The sequence below is a fragment of the Pseudoxanthomonas kaohsiungensis genome, assembly GCF_010211765.1.
Lineage (GTDB): Bacteria > Pseudomonadota > Gammaproteobacteria > Xanthomonadales > Xanthomonadaceae > Pseudoxanthomonas > Pseudoxanthomonas kaohsiungensis.
Window position 1 is genome coordinate 146717 of sequence record NZ_PDWO01000006.1, and the last position, 15110, is coordinate 161826.

Sequence of the window (15110 nt, forward strand, 5' to 3'; positions counted from 1 at the left end):
AGCCCCGCTCTACGGCGATCCGCCTTGTTCCCGGCGCGCTAGACTCGCAGGGTTCCCCCGGATCCCTGCATGCCCATGACCATCACCCCCCAGGAAGCCCTGCAGCGCACGATCGAGCACCGCGAGATCTTCCACGACGAGATGGTCGGTCTGATGCGGCAGATCATGCGCGGCGACGTCTCGCCGGTGATGGCGGCGGCGATCCTCACCGGCCTGCGGGTGAAGAAGGAGACGGTCGGCGAGATCGCCGGCGCGGCGCAGGTGATGCGCGAGTTCTCGCGCACGGTGGAGGTGGCCGACCGCACCCACCTGGTCGACATCGTCGGCACCGGCGGCGACGGCTCGCACACCTTCAACATCTCCACCTGCTCGATGTTCGTGGCCGCCGCGGCCGGCGCGCGGGTGGCCAAGCACGGCAACCGCAGCGTCTCGTCCAAGTCCGGCAGCGCCGACGTGCTCGAGGCGCTGGGCGCGACGATCGAACTGCAGCCGGAACAGGTGGCGCAGTCGATCGGGCGCTGCGGCATCGGCTTCATGTTCGCGCCGATCCACCACCCGGCGATGAAGGTGGTCGCCCCGGTGCGGCGCGAGATGGGCGTGCGCACCATCTTCAACATCCTCGGGCCGCTGACCAACCCGGCCGGCGCGCCGAACATCCTGATGGGCGTGTTCCATCCCGACCTGGTCGGCATCCAGGCGCGCGTGCTGCAGGAACTGGGCGCCGAACGGGCGCTGGTGGTCTGGGGTCGCGATGGCATGGACGAGATCTCGCTGGGCGCGGCGACCATGGTCGGCGAGCTGCGCGACGGGGTGGTGCGCGAATACGAGATCCACCCGGAGGATTTCGGCATCGCCATGTCGGCCAGCCGCAACCTCAAGGTCGCCGACGCGGCCGAATCGCGTGGCATGCTGCTGGGCGTGCTCGATGGCGCGCCCGGTCCGGCGCGCGAGATCGTGGTGCTCAACGCCGCCGCCGCGCTTTACGTGGCCGGGGTGGCGGTGGACATCGCCGATGGCATCGTGCGCGCGCGCCGTGCGATCGACGACGGCAGCGCGCGGCAGGCGCTGGCGCGCTACGTGGAAACTACCCGCACCCTGGCCGCACAGGCGACGGTGCCGTGAGCGACGCCGGTTTCGCGCGCCTGCCCGAGCCTCCGTACTACGCGGTCGTCTTCAGTTCCCTGCGCAACGGCGAAGACCCGGCCGGCTACGCCGCCGCGGCGGAGCGGATGATGGCGCTGGCCGCCGTCCAGCCCGGCTTCCTCGGCGTGGAGTCCGCGCGCGAGGCCGGGGGATTCGGCATCACCGTGTCCTACTGGGAGAGCGAGGCGGCCATCCGCGCGTGGCGGCTGCATGCCGAGCACGCCGAGATCCGCCGGCACGGGCGCCAGCACTGGTACGCCCGCTACGCGCTGCGGGTGGCCCGGGTGGAGCGCGCTGCGGACTTCGATGCCGGCTGACCCGGCCGCGGTCGAGCGGCCATCCCCGGCATCCGTGGGCCGTCCGGCTCGTGCGAGAATGCCCGTCCGCCGCGTGCCGGACCGCGATAGCCGATGAGCGACATCCTCCAGACCATCCTCGCCCGCAAGGCCGAAGAGATCGCCGAGCGCAGCGCGCGCGCGCCGCTGGCCGAGGTGGTCGCGCGGGCGCGCGATGCCGGTCCGGTCCGCGGGTTCGCCGCGGCGCTGCAGTCGGCGATCGCCCTCGGCGACCCGGCGGTCATCGCCGAGGTGAAGAAGGCCAGTCCGTCCAAGGGTGTGATCCGGCCGGACTTCCGCCCGGCCGAGATCGCGGTGGGCTACGAGTTCGGCGGCGCCTCCTGCCTGTCGGTGTTGACCGACGTCGACTTCTTCCAGGGCTCGGACGAGTACCTGCAGCAGGCCCGCGCGGCCTGCACGCTGCCGGTCCTGCGCAAGGATTTCACCATCGACCCGTACCAGGTCCACGAGGCCCGCGCGCTGGGCGCCGACTGCATCCTGCTGATCGTCGCCGCGCTCGACGACGTGCAGCTGGCCGACCTGTCCGGGCTGGCGCTGGAACTGGGCATGGACGTGCTGGTCGAGGTCCACGACATCGACGAGCTCGAGCGCGCGATCCAGGTACCGGTGCCGCTGGTGGGGATCAACAACCGCAACCTGCGCACCTTCGAGGTCTCGCTCGACGTGACCCTGGAGATGAAGGCCGCGGTGCCCCGCGATCGCCTGCTGGTCACCGAGAGCGGCATCCTGGTCCACGACGACGTGGCGCGGATGCGCGCGGCCGGGGTGCATGCCTTCCTGGTCGGCGAGACGTTCATGCGTGCCGAGGAGCCGGGCGAGGCGCTGCGGCAGCTGTTCTTCGACCGCTGAGCCATTCGATGGGACGGCGCGCATGATACGCACCACCTATCCGCCGCCGCGCGAGGATGCGCCGCTGGTGGTGTTCGACTTCGACCACACCCTGTACGACGGCGATTCGGGCAGCCACCTGTTCGCCTGGCTGATCCGGCGCAACCCGCTGCGGGTCCTGGCCGCGTTGCTGGCCACCCCCGTGCTCGGGCCGATGGTCGCCTTCCTGCCGACCCGGCGCTGGGGCATTTCCGGCTACGCGTGGATCGGCAGCTTCGGATTGCACGCGGCACGCGACTTCGACCGGGTGATCGACCGCTACGTGGCCAGGCATCGCGAGCAGATCGCCGCCCGGCTGCTGCCGGTGGCGCTGGAGGTGTTCGCGCGTCACCGCGCCCAGGGCGACCGCGTGGTCGTGGCCACCGGCGCGCCGCCGGAGCTGGCGCGGGCGATCCTGTCCTTCGTCGCCCACGAGGACGTGCCGGTGGTCGGCACGGCGGTCGGTCCCAGGCTGGGCGCGGTGATCGCCACCCGCCACTGCCACAACGAGGAAAAGGTGCGGATGCTGCGCGAGCGCGGTTATGCCGGCATCGAGATGGCGTACTCGGACTCCTCGGCCGACCTGCCGCTGCTGCTGGCCGCGCGCGAGCCGGTGGTGGTCAATCCCAAGCGCAGCCGGGTCGAGTTCTTCCGGCGCGCGCTGCCGCCGGGAACGCCGATCCTCAACTGGGGATGCCGCGACCGCGCGGGCGAGCCGCCGCGGCCGTCGTAGGAGCCGATTTATCGGCGACCGGGCGCCGGAACCACGACCGCGTCGCCTGTGGCCGACGATGCCGGGTCGCCGATAAGGATCGGCTCCTACAGCAAGCGCGCCAGTGCGTGCCCGATCTGGTACAGGCTGATGCACAGCACCAGCAGGCCTACCGCCACCAGCACCCACTTTTCGCGCACCCGCCTGACCAGCAGCGCGGCCACCGGCGCGGCGATCATTCCGCCGACCAGCAGGCCGAGCACGATCTGCAGGTGTTCGATGCCGATCGACAGGAAGAAGGTGATCGACACCGCCAGGGTGACCACGAATTCGGCCGCGTTGACCGAGCCGATCACGGTGCGGGCCTGGCCGCCCCCGGCCAGCAGGGTGGAGGTGGCCAGCGGGCCCCAGCCGCCGCCGCCGCTGGCGTCGAGCAGGCCGGCGAAGAAGCCCAGCACCGGCACCCGGCGCACTTCCCGGCGCGGCACCATCCGGCCGCTGGCGCGGACCAGGATCAGGACCGCCAGCACCAGCAGGTAGAGGTAGACGAACGGCCGGATCAGGTCGCCGGGCAGCTGGGTCAGGACGTAGGCGCCGATGACCCCGCCGACGACGCCCGGAATGGCCAGGCGCAGGAACAGCCGCCGGTCGACATTGCCCAGCGCGATGTGCGAGGCGCCCGAGGCGCCGGTGGTGAAGACCTCGGCGGCGTGGATGCTGGCGCTGACCTGGGCCGGCGGCAGGCCCATGCCCAGCAGCACCGACGAGGACACCAGGCCATAGGCCATGCCGAGCGCCCCGTCGACCAGCTGCGCGGCCAGGCCGATGAGTACGAACCAGAAGAAGGTTTCGCCGAATTCCATCAGCGGCGTGCCGGTTCAGCAGGGGGCGGGGAGGGGCGTCGCCGGCGCCGCCCGCGGCGGGTCGCCGGCGGCCGACGGCCGGTCAGCGGGTGCCGTACAGCACCACGGTCTTGCCGCGCGCATGCAGCTGGCCGTCGGCCTGCAGCTTCTTCAGGACCCGCCCGGCCATCTCGCGCGAGCAGCCCACCAGGCGCGCTAGCTCCTGCCGCGACACGCGCATCTGCGTGCCCTGCGGGTGGCTCATCGACTCGGGTTCCTTGGCCAGGTCGTGCAGCGTGCGGACGATCCGGTCGGTGACGTCGAGGAAGGCCAGGCGGCTGGCCTTGCGGCTGGTGGTCAGCAGCCGCCGCGACAGCTGCACGCCGATCGAATAGAGCAGGCGCGGGGCGTCGGCCGACAGCGGGCCGAGCATCAGCTGCTGCAGGCGGTCGTAACTGATTTCGGCCAGCTCGCAGGCGCTGCGGGTGCGCAGGATGACCTCGCGGCTGTCCGACTCGATGAACAGGCCCATTTCGCCGACGAACTCGCCGGCGCCGTAGTAGCCCAGCACCAGCTCGCGGCCGTCCTCTTCCTCGGCGATGATGCTGACCGAGCCGTTGACCACGTAATACAGGGTCCCCGCCGGGTCGCCCGGGCGGAACACGTCGGTACGGTTGGGGTAGCGGCGGCGCTGGCAATGCGCCAGGAACCGCTCGACGGCGGACTGGTCCAGCGACAGGGGACTGCTGGCGAAGCGCACGGGGGACACGGTGGTGGGCTTCCTGGCGTTCATGGATGGGGGGTCGGGGGATGCCGCAGCGTAGCCGTATGTGCGCCGGTCGGCAAACCGTGGCCCGCCGGGTACATACCCCCGTCACCGGGTTTGCCCCATAATTGCGCGTTCCCCATCCTCCAGAGGCATGACCGCCGTGGTCAAACCCCTGCCGCGCCTGAGGCTGCAAGGCTTCAACAACCTCACCAAGGCGCTGAGCTTCAACATCTACGACGTCTGCTACGCGGTCTCCGAGGACGAGCGCCAGCGCTACATCGAGTACATCGATGAGGCGTACAACGCCGACCGCCTGACCCAGATCCTGACCGACGTGGCCCAGATCATCGGCGCCAACATCCTCAACGTGGCCCGGCAGGACTACGACCCGCAGGGCGCCTCGGTGACCATCCTCATTTCCGAGGAGCCGGTCATCGACAAGAAGGCCGCCGGCAAGGAAGTGATCTCCGACGCGGTGGTCGCGCACCTGGACAAGAGCCACATCACGGTGCACACCTACCCGGAGACGCACCCGCAGAACGGCATCGCCACGTTCCGCGCCGACATCGACGTGGCCACCTGCGGCGTGATCTCGCCGCTGAAGGCGCTGAACTACCTGATCGAGAGCTTCGAGTCCGACATCGTGGTGATGGACTACCGCGTGCGCGGCTTCACCCGCGACATCAAGGGCAAGAAGCACTACATCGACCACAAGATCAACTCGATCCAGGACTACCTGGCGAAGAACATCAAGTCCCGCTACGAGATGATCGACGTCAACGTCTACCAGGAGAACATCTTCCACACGAAGATGCACCTGAAGGAGTTCGACCTCGACACGTACCTGTTCGAGGAGAAGGCGCGCAACCTCTCGTTCAAGGAGCGCATGCGCGTGGAAGCGCTGCTCAAGCGCGAGATCGAGGAACTGTTCCACGGGCGCAACCTGTCCGAGTGACCGGGGAACCGCGCGCCGCCGCGGGTGGCGCGTGGTTCAGGCGGGCGGTGCCAGGATGGCGCCACGAATTCGCGGGACGTCCCGCGCGCGGCCCCGGCCGCGGACCAAGACCGACGGCGGTCCGGAGCCATGCTCCGGGCCGCTTTTTTTTTGTTCCCCGTCCCCGGGGTCGTTGCCGGGCGGCGTTCACCGAGGAGAATCGACGATGGCGTGGACCTACCTGCTGCTGGCGGGACTGTTCGAGATCGGCTTCGCCCTGGGCCTGAAGCACACCGACGGCTTCACCCGGCTGTGGCCCAGCCTGGGCACCGCGGCCGCCGCGGCCGTCAGCCTCTACCTGATGACCCTGGCCATGCGCTCGATTCCGGTCGGCACCGCCTACGCGGTGTGGACCGGCATCGGTGCGGCCGGCGTGGCGGCGATGGGGATCATGCTGCTGGGCGAGAGCGCCTCGCCGATGCGGCTGGCCTGCATCGGCCTGATCATCGCCGGCGTGATCGGCCTCAAGCTGGCATCGCCGGCTTGACCGCAACGCCCGGGCTGCCGAGCCGCACGGGCGCCGACATGGACCGTAGAGCGGGGCTTGCCCCGCTGCGCCTCACCCGGCGCCGATCAAGAGCAGCGGGGCGAGCCCCTCTCTACGAGTAGCGTCCTGCGTAGCGGAGCGAGCCCCGTCCTCGAGGTTGGCCGAAGAATCGGCAGGTCGAGCGGGCGGGTGGGCACAGCGCGGACGAGGGTGCGCCTCAGAGCCGGTACGCGACCAGCTTCATCAGCCGGGACGCCAGCGCCATCGCCTGCGGGATCGGCGGCGGCAGCGCCCGGGCGCCGGCGTGTTCGGCATGGTCGGCGTGGCGTGCCTCGTCTTCCTTCATCACCCGGAGGATCTCGCGGCTGCGCTGGTCGGTGGCCGGCAGGGACTGGAGGTGCTCGTCCAGGTGGGCCTCGACCTGGCGCTCGGTTTCCACCACGAAGCCCAGGTTCCAGCCATCGCCGCGCAGGCCGGCCGCGGTGCCGATCGCATAGCTGCCGGCGTACCAGAGCGGGTTGAACAGGCTGGGCCGGCTATCGAGTTCGCGCAGGCGCCTGGCGCACCAGGCCAAGTGGTCGGTCTCTTCCTGGGCGGCCTCCAGCAGGTGCGCGCGGGTGGCGGGGTCGCGCGCCACCGCGGCCTGGCCGAAATACAGGCCCTGGGCGCAGACCTCGCCGACGTGGTTGATCCGCATCAGGCCAGCCGCATGGCGGCGGGCGGCGGCGGGCAGCACCGGGTCCTCGGCGCTGGCGGGGTAGGGCCGGGCGGCGGACGGGTCGCCCAGGGTCGTTTCGAGGGCGCGCTGGGCCTCGACCAGGAAGCGGTCGAGCGGGGTCAGGTGGCGGACGGCGGACATGCGGGCTCCGGAGGCGGGTCGTCCGGGCCGCCGGGCGGCCCTCCCCGGATTGTCCGCCCGGCGGCGAGGCGCTGCCAAGCGCGTGGGCCGCACGGCCGGGCCCGGGTTGCCGGCAGGTTGCGCGGACGCGCGTGGGCGGGTATCATTCCGCCTCTTTGCTGCACCCTTGACAACGCGAGGCGAAGTTCCGTCCGGGCAACCCGGCCGCGGAACCAACCCGACCAACGACCCGAGTTCCCATGAAGACTTTCATCGCCAAGTCCGAGACCGTCCAGCGCGACTGGTACCTCGTCGACGCATCCGGCAAGACCCTCGGCCGCCTGGCCGCCGAACTTGCCCACCGCCTCCGCGGCAAGCACAAGCCCGTCTACACCCCGCACGTCGATACCGGCGACTACCTCGTCGTGGTCAACGCCGAGAAGATCGCGGTGACCGGCAAGAAGCTGCAGGACAAGATGTACCACCGCTTCACCGGCTACATCGGCAACCTGAAGAGCGAGACCCTGGCCCAGGCGCTGGAGCGCCACCCGGAGCGCGTGCTCGAGATCGCGGTCAAGGGCATGCTGCCGAAGGGTCCGCTGGGCCGTGCGATGTACCGCAAGCTCAAGGTCTACTCCGGTTCCGAACACCCGCACGCGGCCCAGCAGCCGCAGCCGCTGGACATCTAAGGCACAACGATGGCTACCACTCAGAATTACGGCACCGGCCGTCGCAAGTCCTCCACCGCCCGCGTGTTCCTGCGCAAGGGCAGCGGCAGCATCACCGTCAACGGTCGTCCGCTGGACGAGTTCTTCGGCCGCGAGACCGCGCGCATGATCGTGCGCCAGCCGCTCGAGCTGACCCAGAGCACGGACAAGTTCGACATCGTGGTCACCGCCGCCGGCGGCGGCACCACCGGCCAGGCCGGTGCGATCCGCCTGGGCATCGCCCGCGCGCTGGTCGAGTACGACGAGTCGCTGAAGAGCGACCTGCGCAAGGCCGGGTTCATGACCCGCGACGCGCGCGAAGTCGAGCGCAAGAAGGTCGGCCTGCACAAGGCACGCCGCGCCTCGCAGTTCTCCAAGCGCTGATGCGCCTGGCGGGCCGCATCGCCTCGCCTGGGGCATGCGGCCACGGCGGACCGGGCCAGGCCGGCCCGGTTCCGCCAACACGGTGGAATGCCCCGGTGGGATGCATTCGACCGCCGGCGGGACTATAATTCCGCCCTGCCTACAGCCCCGTCGCCAAGCGGTAAGGCACCTGACTCTGACTCAGGCATTCGGTGGTTCGAATCCATCCGGGGCTGCCATATCCAAGGAAAAGCCCGGCCGAAAGGCCGGGCTTTTTCGTGTCCGGCGTGCACGTCCGGACCGCGGAGGCTGGCATGGCATGTTTCTTGCTGTTTTCCGGCATCGCTATGCTGCCGCCGTCATGCCCGACCGTTCCGCCAAGACCGATTCCGGTGTCCTGCACTTCGTGCGGTACACCTGTGCCATGCGCGCGCTGGGATTCTTCGCCGCCATGCTCGGCATCGGCTCGGCCCTGGTCGGGCAGGATGCCGCGGCGCCGGTGCTGCTCCTGCTCGCGTTCACCTGCCTGGGCTGGCCGGTGCTGGCCTGGCGCCTGTCGACGCAGTCCTCCGATCCGCTGCGCGCCGAGTTCCGCAACCTGACCATCGACACGGGGCTGGCCGGCTTCTGGATCGCGATGGCGCAGTTCGACCTGCTGCCCAGCGCGCTGCTGGTGGCCATCATGGCGATGGACCGGACCGGACCGTCGCCGGCGGCTGGTCGCTGACCCGTCGCTCGATGGGCGTGATGGCGCTGGTGGCGCTGGCGACCGCCGCGCTGAACGGCTTCGGCTTCCAGCCGCGCACCCAGTTCCCGACCATGCTGTGGTGCATGCCGTTCCTGCTGTGCTACCTGCTGGCGGTCGGGGCCTCGACCCGCATGTTCGCCGACAAGGTACGCGCGCAGAAGCGCGCGCTGGAACACGGCTCGCGCATCGATGCGCAGACCGGGCTGGCGACGCGGCCGCAGTGGCTGGCGCTGGTCATGGCCGAGCTGCGGCGATTCCACCGCTACGGCGCGGTGTCGTCGCTGCTGATGGTCGATATCGACCGTTTCAAGCGCATAAACGACGGTGCGGGGCACCTGGCGGGCGACCAGGTGATCCACCAGGTCTGCGCGATCCTCCGCGAAAACCTGCGCAGCGCGGATACCGCCGGGCGCTACGGCGGCGACGAGTTCGGCGTGCTGCTGCCGGGCACCGGCCGCGAGGCCGCGCTGGAAGTGGCCGAGCGGCTGCGCCGTGCGGTGTCCTCGCGGGTCGCGGTCGGCAGCGTCCCGGTGACGCTGAGCATCGGCGTGGCCGAGCTGGCGCCGGGCATGGAGGCGATCGAGGACTGGACCGGTGCGGCCGACGAGGCGTTGTACCGGGCCAAGGGCGACGGTCGCGATTGCGTGCGCGCCTAGGCCGCGCCTCCGACGACATCCGCTCCTCCTGCCAGGTAATGGCGACGACGCGACTGCGTCCGCACCTGGCCCGCACGGCAAGGCGCGACGACGCGAACCGCGCCTGGCGAGGCCAGGTAGGCGCGATCGGCGCCCTGGCGCCCGCGCATCACCCGATCGGGCACTTTCAGCCGGCGAGGGGGCGGCAGCCCAGCGCCGCCAGCGGGCCGTGCAACGCGGGCACCTGCATCAGCCACGGCGCCGACAGGGTCAGCAGGCCCGCGCCGAGGACCACGCCACCCAGCGCGTTGCGCAGCGCCCGGCGTTGCAGCCAGCGGTTCATGCGCGCGCCCGACCAGGTCAGCGGCAGCATCACCGGCAAGGTGCCGAGGCCGAAGGCGGCCATCACCAGCGCGCCGCCAGCGGCGCTGGCCTGCAGCCAGGCCACCGTCAGCAGGCCCACGCTCAGGCCGCATGGCATCCAGCCCCACAGGCCACCCAGCGCGATCCGGCGCCAGGCGCGGTCGGCCGGCAGCAGGTGCCGGTGCAGCGGTTGCAGCCAGCGCCAGGCGCGCGCACCGGGTTTCGACAGCAGGTCCATGGGTCCGCCGCGATCGAGCAGGCGCAGCGCCACCAGGACCAGCGCGAGGCCCGCCGCCATGCGCACGCCGGTGGTCAACGCCTCGATGCGCACCAGCCGCAGCAGGCCGCCACCCAGTCCACCGGCCACCGCGCCAGCGACGACATAGCCGCCGATCCGGCCCAGGTTCGCCTGCCAGGCCACCGCCAGCGGACGCCCGGGCGCCATGGCCGGGAAGCCTGCGGCGATGCCGCCGCACATCACCGCGCAATGCGCGCCGCCGAGGACGCCGGCGAGCGCGGCTGCGACCAGGGTCGGCAGGTCGACCGGCATGTCAGCCGCCGGGCCGGTCGCGATCCGGCGGCGGAGCGGGGCGGTCGTCGTCCTCGAGGATGTCCAGCGCCGGGGTGTCGAGGTCGTCGAACTGGCCGCGCTTGACCGCCCACACGAACGCGGCCACCGCCACGCCCAGCAGCACCAGGCTGATCGGGATCAGCAGCAGCAGGATGTTCATGCAGCGGACCTCGCCGGTAGGAGGGACGCGGCCGGGCCGGCAGGCGTGCCGCGTGCCAGGCGCAACGCGTTGACGGTGACGGCCAGCGAGGACAGCGCCATGCCCAGCGCGGCCAGCCACGGCGTGACCAGCCCGGCGGCGGCCAGCGGCAGCGCCAGCAGGTTGTAGGCGGCCGCCCAGGCCAGGTTCTGGCGGATGACGCGATGGGTGCGCCGCGCCAGCGCAACCGCGGCCGGGATCCGCGCCAGGCTGCCGCCGGTGGTGACCAGGTCGGCGGCCCGGTGCGCCAGCGATGCGCCCCCGGCCATGGCGATGGAGACATCGGCGCCGGCCAGCACCGGCGCATCGTTGAGGCCGTCGCCGACCATCGCCACGATCCGGCCCTGCGCCTGCAGCGCGCGCACGCGCTCGAGCTTGTCCTCCGGCGACTGCCGGGCGTGGATCCCGTCGAGCGGCAGCGTGGCGGCCATGCGGTCCACCGCCGCCTGGCCATCGCCGCTGGCCAGGTGCACCTGCAGTCCCTGCGCGCGCAACGCGGCCAGCGCTTCGGCCGCGTCCGGGCGCACGCGCTCCTGCAGCGTGAAGCGCGCGCTGGCGCCAGCGCCGTCGCCGAGCCACAACGCGCCGTCGTCGACGCCGCCGCTGGCGAAGTCCGCGCGACCGAGCCGCCAGTGCCGGCCATCGACCTCGCCCTGCACGCCGCGGCCGGGCACCGCCTGGACCGCGGTGGCCTGCGTGGCAGGACTGCCGTGGCGGGCGAACGCGGCGGCCAGCGGATGGCCGCTGTCGCGCTCCAGCGCCGCTGCGATGCGCAGTGCCTGCGTGCCTTCGATGTCGAACCCCTCGGTCGCCACCAGCACCGGACGCCCGTCGCTGAGGGTGCCGGTCTTGTCGAACACGATGTCGGTGGCGCGGCCCAGCGTGTCCAGCGCGTCCGACCGCACCGCCAGCAGGCCGATCCGCGCCAGCGCGCCGTGCGCGGCGGCCAGCGCGGCCGGCACCGCCAGCGACAGCGCGCACGGGCAGCTGATCACCAGCAGGGCCAGGGTCACTTCCAGGGCCCGCGAGGCGTCGTATTGCCACCATCCGGCGAACACCAGCGCGGCCACTGGCAGCAGGAACAGGACGAAGCGGCCGGCGATGCGATCGGCGGTGCGGGCCAGCGCGGGCCGGTGCGCCTGCGCCTGCTCGACCAGGCGGGTGAGCTGCGACAGGCGCGTGGCCGCGCCGGTGCAGGTCACGCGCAGCCGCGCCGGACGTTCGCGGCAGACCGTGCCGGCGAAAACCTCGTCGCCCGCGGTCTTGCGCACCGGCGTGGACTCGCCGGTCAGCAGCGCTTCCTCGAACCAGGCTTCGCCGTCGAGCAGCAGGCCGTCGGCCGGCACCGATTCGCCCGCGGCCACGCAGGCCACGTCGCCGGGCCGCAGGGCGGCCAGCGGCACCGTCTCGCGGCCACCGTCGCCGCGCTCACGGGTCGCGAAGGCCGGCCGCGCCCGCGCCAGCGCATCGACCTGGGCGCTGGCCACGCTGCGCGCGCGCTGCTCGAGCATGCGTGCGGCCAGCAGCAGGAACACGAACATCACGGCCGCGTCGTACCAGACGTGCTCGCCGCCGCGGATCGTCTCGAACAGGCTGGCGAAGTACGCCAGCAGGGTGGAGCCGGCGATGAGCACGTCCATGCCCAGGCGCCGCTGCCGCAGTTCGGCGATCGCACCGGCGATGAAAGGCCACCCGGCGTAGAACACCACCGGCGTGCTCAGCAGGAAGGCCAGCCAGCGGAAGAAGTCGCGCGTGGCCAGCGGCATGCTGCCGTCGAAATCCAGGTACAGCGCCTCGGCCAGCATCATCGCCTGCAGCGTGCCCAGCCCGGCGACGCCCAGCCGCAGCAGCCAGCGCCGGCGTTCGCGGATGCGTTCGCGTTCCAGTGCCTCGCTGCCGGCGAGGTACGGGCGGTAACCGAGCATCGCCAGGCGCTGCAGCGGCACGGACAGCGCGGTGCGCGCCGGATCCCAGGTGAGGTGGATGCGCCCGGTCACCGCGTTGGCGGTGCAGTCGACCACGCCGGGCTCGCGCGCCATCGCGCGGTCGATCAGCCAGGCGCAGGCGGCGCAGCGCATGCCGTCGGTGAGCAGGGTGATCTGGCGGCCGCCAGCCACCGCGCGGCTGTGCTGGGCCTGGACGTCGTCGCGGTCCCACACCGACAGGTCGGGCAGGTCGTCGCCGACGCGCCCGCCACCGGCATCGCGCAACCGGTAGTAGCCCGATAGGTCGGCGTCGGCGATCCATTCGGCGGCCGCGGCGCAGCCGTGGCAGCAGAAGGCGTGTGTGCGGCCCTCGAACTCCTGCAGGCAAGGCTGCGCGGGCAGCGGCTCGCCGCAATGGCGGCAGCCGCCGGTGGCCAGGGCGCGCGGAACCTGCATGGCCAGGCCGACGGCCACGGCGGTTCAGCCGCCCGCGCCGGGCGCAGGCGCGCCCAGCGAGGGCGCCAGGCGCGCGGCGTGCCGGTCCCGGGGCAGCCGGCCATGCAGCCGCCAGCTGCCATCGGCGGCCTGCAGCTGCACGATCCAGTCGTGCCTTGGGTCGACGTCCTGCTGCAGGCGCCAGCCCGGGCCCTCGGGCGCCAGCCGCAGGTGCAGGTCCTCGGCCTGGGTCACCGGATGCTCGAGCAGCAGCTGCAGCGGCTGGTCGCGCGGGAAGTCGCCGGTCGCCGGCAACACCTCGACGACGCCGTCCTCCACCCGCAGCACCGCGCTGAGCCCCAGCCGCTTCGCCGCCGCGTCCGGTCCCAGGTCGGTGGTCTGGATCTGGGCCACGCGGCGGACCGGATCGTTGACCGGGTCGGCGCCGCCGGTGCGCACCGCGGTGACCACCAGGCCGACGCCGGCGACGATCGACAGCAGCGGCAGGCCGACCACCAGCCACATCACCGGGTTGCGCCAGTGGGAACGCGCGTGGCCGCTGGCGTCGGGGTCGGTGTCGGTGCGGCGGGATTCGTTCATGGGTTGGGTCCGAAGAAACTGCTCTCGATGATGCGCCGTTCGCGCCCGTCCTCGCTTTCGACCACGAAGCGGATGTCGCGGCGGCCGCCGGTGCCGGCGTCGGCGGCCACGCTCAGGGTCACCGGCAGCACCTGCTCGGGACCGGCCTCGACCACCGCCGGCCCGGACAGCCGCAGGCCGTCGCCGGCCGGCTCCAGGGAGATGCGATACCGGCGCGTCTCCTGGCTCTTGTTGATCAGCTTGAGCGTGTAGTCGTTCTCGACATGGCCGTCGGCCGCCTCGCGATACAGCGCGTTGCGGTCGCGGAGCACTTCGGCGATCAGTTCGCTGCGGTGGGTCACGCCCCACAGCCAGGCGCCGCACAGGCCCAGCAGCAGCAGGCCGTAGACGAAGATGCGCGGCCGCAGCACGCGCGTGTCCTTGCCGTCGATCGCGTTCTGGGTCGAATAGCGGATCAGGCCGCGCGGGTAGCCCATCTTGTCCATCACCTCGTCGCAGGCATCGATGCACGCCCCGCAGGCGATGCACTCGTACTGCAGGCCGTTGCGGATGTCGATGCCGGTCGGGCAGACCTGCACGCAGATCGTGCAGTCGATGCAGTCGCCCAGTTCCTCGTGGGCGAACTTCGGCAGCGGCTCGGCGACCGCGCCGGCGCCGGCCAGGGCGATGGTGCCGTGGGCCTGCAGGCGGTTGTCGGCGGCGGTGGGATGGCGGCTGGCGCGGAACACGTAGTCGTAGGCGGTGCGCGGGTCGAGCAGCCCGCGCGCGCGCTCGAGCACGCTGCCGAGGCCGCGCTTGCGCGGGCCGCGCGGCTCGCCGCGCATCGGGTCGTAGGCGATCAGCAGGGTGTTGCGGTCGAACATCGCGCTCTGGAAGCGCGCGTACGGGCACATGTACTTGCACACCTGCTCGCGCAGGAAGCCGGCGTTGCCCCAGGTCGCCAGCCCGTAGAACAGCACCCAGAACGTTTCCCAGCCACCCCACTGGAACGGCACCAGGCGCGCGGCCAGGTCGGTGATCGGGGTGAAGAAGCCGACGAAGGTGAAGCCGGTCCACAGCGCGAACAGCGCCCACAGCGCGTGCTTGGCGCCCTTGCGCAGGATCTTGTCGCGGTTCCAGGGGCCGGCGTCGAGCTTCATCCGCTTGCCGCGGTCGCCCTCGGTCCAGCGCTCCATCCACAGGAACACCTCGGTCCACACCGTCTGCGGGCAGGCGTAGCCGCACCACAGGCGGCCGGCGAGCGCGGTGAAGAAGAACAGCGCCATCGCCGCCATGATCAGCAGCAGGGCCAGGAACAGGAAGTCCTGCGGCCAGAACGCCAGGCCGAACACGTAGAACTTGCGCGCCGGCAGGTCGAACAGCACCGCCTGGCGGCCGTCCCAGCGCAACCAGGGGAACAGGTAGAACATGCCCAGCAGCCACACCACCGCGGCCACCCGCAGCCGGTTGAAGCGGCCGGAGACGTCGCGCGGGTAGACCTTGCGTTCGCTGACGTAGAAGGAGTTGCCCTGCTCGTCGACGACGTCCAGCGGGATGCGCTTGCTCATGGCTGCCGT

Annotated in this window: 18 protein-coding genes and 1 tRNA gene; 11 read left to right on the top strand and 8 right to left on the bottom strand. The window is 71.7% G+C overall.

The window, feature by feature from the left end; all coding sequences use genetic code 11:
• Positions 1–75 precede the first annotated feature (75 nt).
• The 4 genes from trpD to CSC66_RS08540 all read left to right on the top strand — a co-directional run bounded on the left by trpD (position 76) and on the right by CSC66_RS08540 (position 3099).
• Positions 76–1122: an anthranilate phosphoribosyltransferase gene (gene trpD, locus CSC66_RS08525; protein WP_162376970.1), complete on the top strand. Its 1047-nt coding sequence runs from the start codon at positions 76–78 to the stop codon at positions 1120–1122.
• A complete protein-coding gene (locus CSC66_RS08530; RefSeq protein ID WP_162376971.1) occupies positions 1119–1460 on the top strand; it encodes an antibiotic biosynthesis monooxygenase family protein in 342 nt (113 codons plus the stop codon). Before trpD ends, CSC66_RS08530 begins: the two co-directional genes overlap by 4 nt.
• A 93-nt stretch (positions 1461–1553) precedes the next feature.
• Positions 1554–2348 carry an indole-3-glycerol phosphate synthase TrpC gene (trpC, locus tag CSC66_RS08535; protein WP_162376972.1) on the top strand — a complete coding sequence of 265 codons (795 nt, stop codon included), beginning with the start codon at positions 1554–1556 and terminating at the stop codon, positions 2346–2348.
• Positions 2349–2370: 22 nt separating this feature from the next.
• On the top strand, positions 2371–3099 hold the full coding sequence (locus CSC66_RS08540; protein WP_379655892.1) for a haloacid dehalogenase-like hydrolase: 729 nt from the start codon (positions 2371–2373) through the stop codon (positions 3097–3099).
• 86 nt (positions 3100–3185) lie between these two features.
• On the opposite strand, the gene CSC66_RS08545 is transcribed toward CSC66_RS08540, so the two are convergent.
• Complete coding sequence (locus tag CSC66_RS08545) at positions 3186–3941, bottom strand: sulfite exporter TauE/SafE family protein (protein ID WP_162376973.1); 756 nt, start codon at positions 3939–3941, stop codon at positions 3186–3188.
• A gap of 82 nt (positions 3942–4023) precedes the next feature.
• On the bottom strand, positions 4024–4713 hold the full coding sequence (gene crp / locus CSC66_RS08550; protein WP_162376974.1) for a cAMP-activated global transcriptional regulator CRP: 690 nt from the start codon (positions 4711–4713) through the stop codon (positions 4024–4026).
• A gap of 136 nt (positions 4714–4849) precedes the next feature.
• On the opposite strand from crp, the gene speD reads away from it, so the two are divergent.
• Together speD and sugE are read left to right on the top strand one after the other, a co-directional pair.
• The gene (gene speD / locus CSC66_RS08555; protein WP_162376975.1) at positions 4850–5644 is read left to right on the top strand and encodes an adenosylmethionine decarboxylase; all 795 of its coding nucleotides are present in this window, start codon (positions 4850–4852) and stop codon (positions 5642–5644) included.
• Between the two features lie 205 nt (positions 5645–5849).
• Entirely contained in the window at positions 5850–6170 is a 321-nt protein-coding gene (gene sugE / locus CSC66_RS08560) for a quaternary ammonium compound efflux SMR transporter SugE (RefSeq protein WP_162376976.1), read from the top strand.
• 217 nt (positions 6171–6387) lie between these two features.
• Here the strand turns inward: sugE and coq7 are convergent, their stop codons facing one another.
• Positions 6388–7029: a 2-polyprenyl-3-methyl-6-methoxy-1,4-benzoquinone monooxygenase gene (gene coq7 / locus CSC66_RS08565; protein WP_162376977.1), complete on the bottom strand. Its 642-nt coding sequence runs from the start codon at positions 7027–7029 to the stop codon at positions 6388–6390.
• 239 nt (positions 7030–7268) lie between these two features.
• Here coq7 and rplM point away from each other — a divergent pair, with 239 nt between their 5' ends.
• The 5 genes from rplM (at position 7269) to CSC66_RS08585 (ending at position 9482) form a co-directional block, all read left to right on the top strand.
• The gene (gene rplM / locus CSC66_RS08570) at positions 7269–7697 is read left to right on the top strand and encodes a 50S ribosomal protein L13 (protein WP_162376978.1); all 429 of its coding nucleotides are present in this window, start codon (positions 7269–7271) and stop codon (positions 7695–7697) included.
• A gap of 9 nt (positions 7698–7706) precedes the next feature.
• Positions 7707–8099: a 30S ribosomal protein S9 gene (rpsI, locus tag CSC66_RS08575; RefSeq protein ID WP_162376979.1), complete on the top strand. Its 393-nt coding sequence runs from the start codon at positions 7707–7709 to the stop codon at positions 8097–8099.
• 143 nt (positions 8100–8242) lie between these two features.
• A tRNA-Gln gene (locus tag CSC66_RS08580) sits at positions 8243–8317 on the top strand.
• 122 nt (positions 8318–8439) lie between these two features.
• Positions 8440–8805, top strand: a complete 366-nt coding sequence (locus CSC66_RS17600) for an MASE2 domain-containing protein (RefSeq protein ID WP_238394337.1) — start codon at positions 8440–8442, stop codon at positions 8803–8805.
• Positions 8806–8825: 20 nt separating this feature from the next.
• Positions 8826–9482 (top strand): GGDEF domain-containing protein, encoded by a 657-nt coding sequence (locus tag CSC66_RS08585; protein ID WP_238394338.1) that lies wholly within the window; start codon positions 8826–8828, stop codon positions 9480–9482.
• Positions 9483–9648: 166 nt separating this feature from the next.
• Here CSC66_RS08585 and CSC66_RS08590 read toward each other — a convergent pair whose 3' ends face one another.
• From CSC66_RS08590 to CSC66_RS08610, 5 genes are read right to left on the bottom strand one after another with little or no spacing between them, the layout of a single operon-like run.
• Entirely contained in the window at positions 9649–10374 is a 726-nt protein-coding gene (locus CSC66_RS08590; RefSeq protein ID WP_162376980.1) for a sulfite exporter TauE/SafE family protein, read from the bottom strand.
• Position 10375: 1 nt separating this feature from the next.
• Positions 10376–10555 carry a cbb3-type cytochrome oxidase assembly protein CcoS gene (gene ccoS, locus CSC66_RS08595; protein WP_162376981.1) on the bottom strand — a complete coding sequence of 60 codons (180 nt, stop codon included), beginning with the start codon at positions 10553–10555 and terminating at the stop codon, positions 10376–10378.
• Complete coding sequence (locus CSC66_RS08600; RefSeq protein ID WP_238394339.1) at positions 10552–12993, bottom strand: heavy metal translocating P-type ATPase; 2442 nt, start codon at positions 12991–12993, stop codon at positions 10552–10554. The genes ccoS and CSC66_RS08600 overlap by 4 nt, the downstream gene beginning before the upstream one ends.
• Before the next feature lie 6 nt (positions 12994–12999).
• A complete protein-coding gene (locus CSC66_RS08605; RefSeq protein ID WP_162376982.1) occupies positions 13000–13554 on the bottom strand; it encodes a FixH family protein in 555 nt (184 codons plus the stop codon).
• On the bottom strand, positions 13551–15101 hold the full coding sequence (locus tag CSC66_RS08610) for a 4Fe-4S dicluster domain-containing protein (RefSeq protein WP_162376983.1): 1551 nt from the start codon (positions 15099–15101) through the stop codon (positions 13551–13553). Before CSC66_RS08610 ends, CSC66_RS08605 begins: the two co-directional genes overlap by 4 nt.
• Positions 15102–15110: the final 9 nt, after the last annotated feature.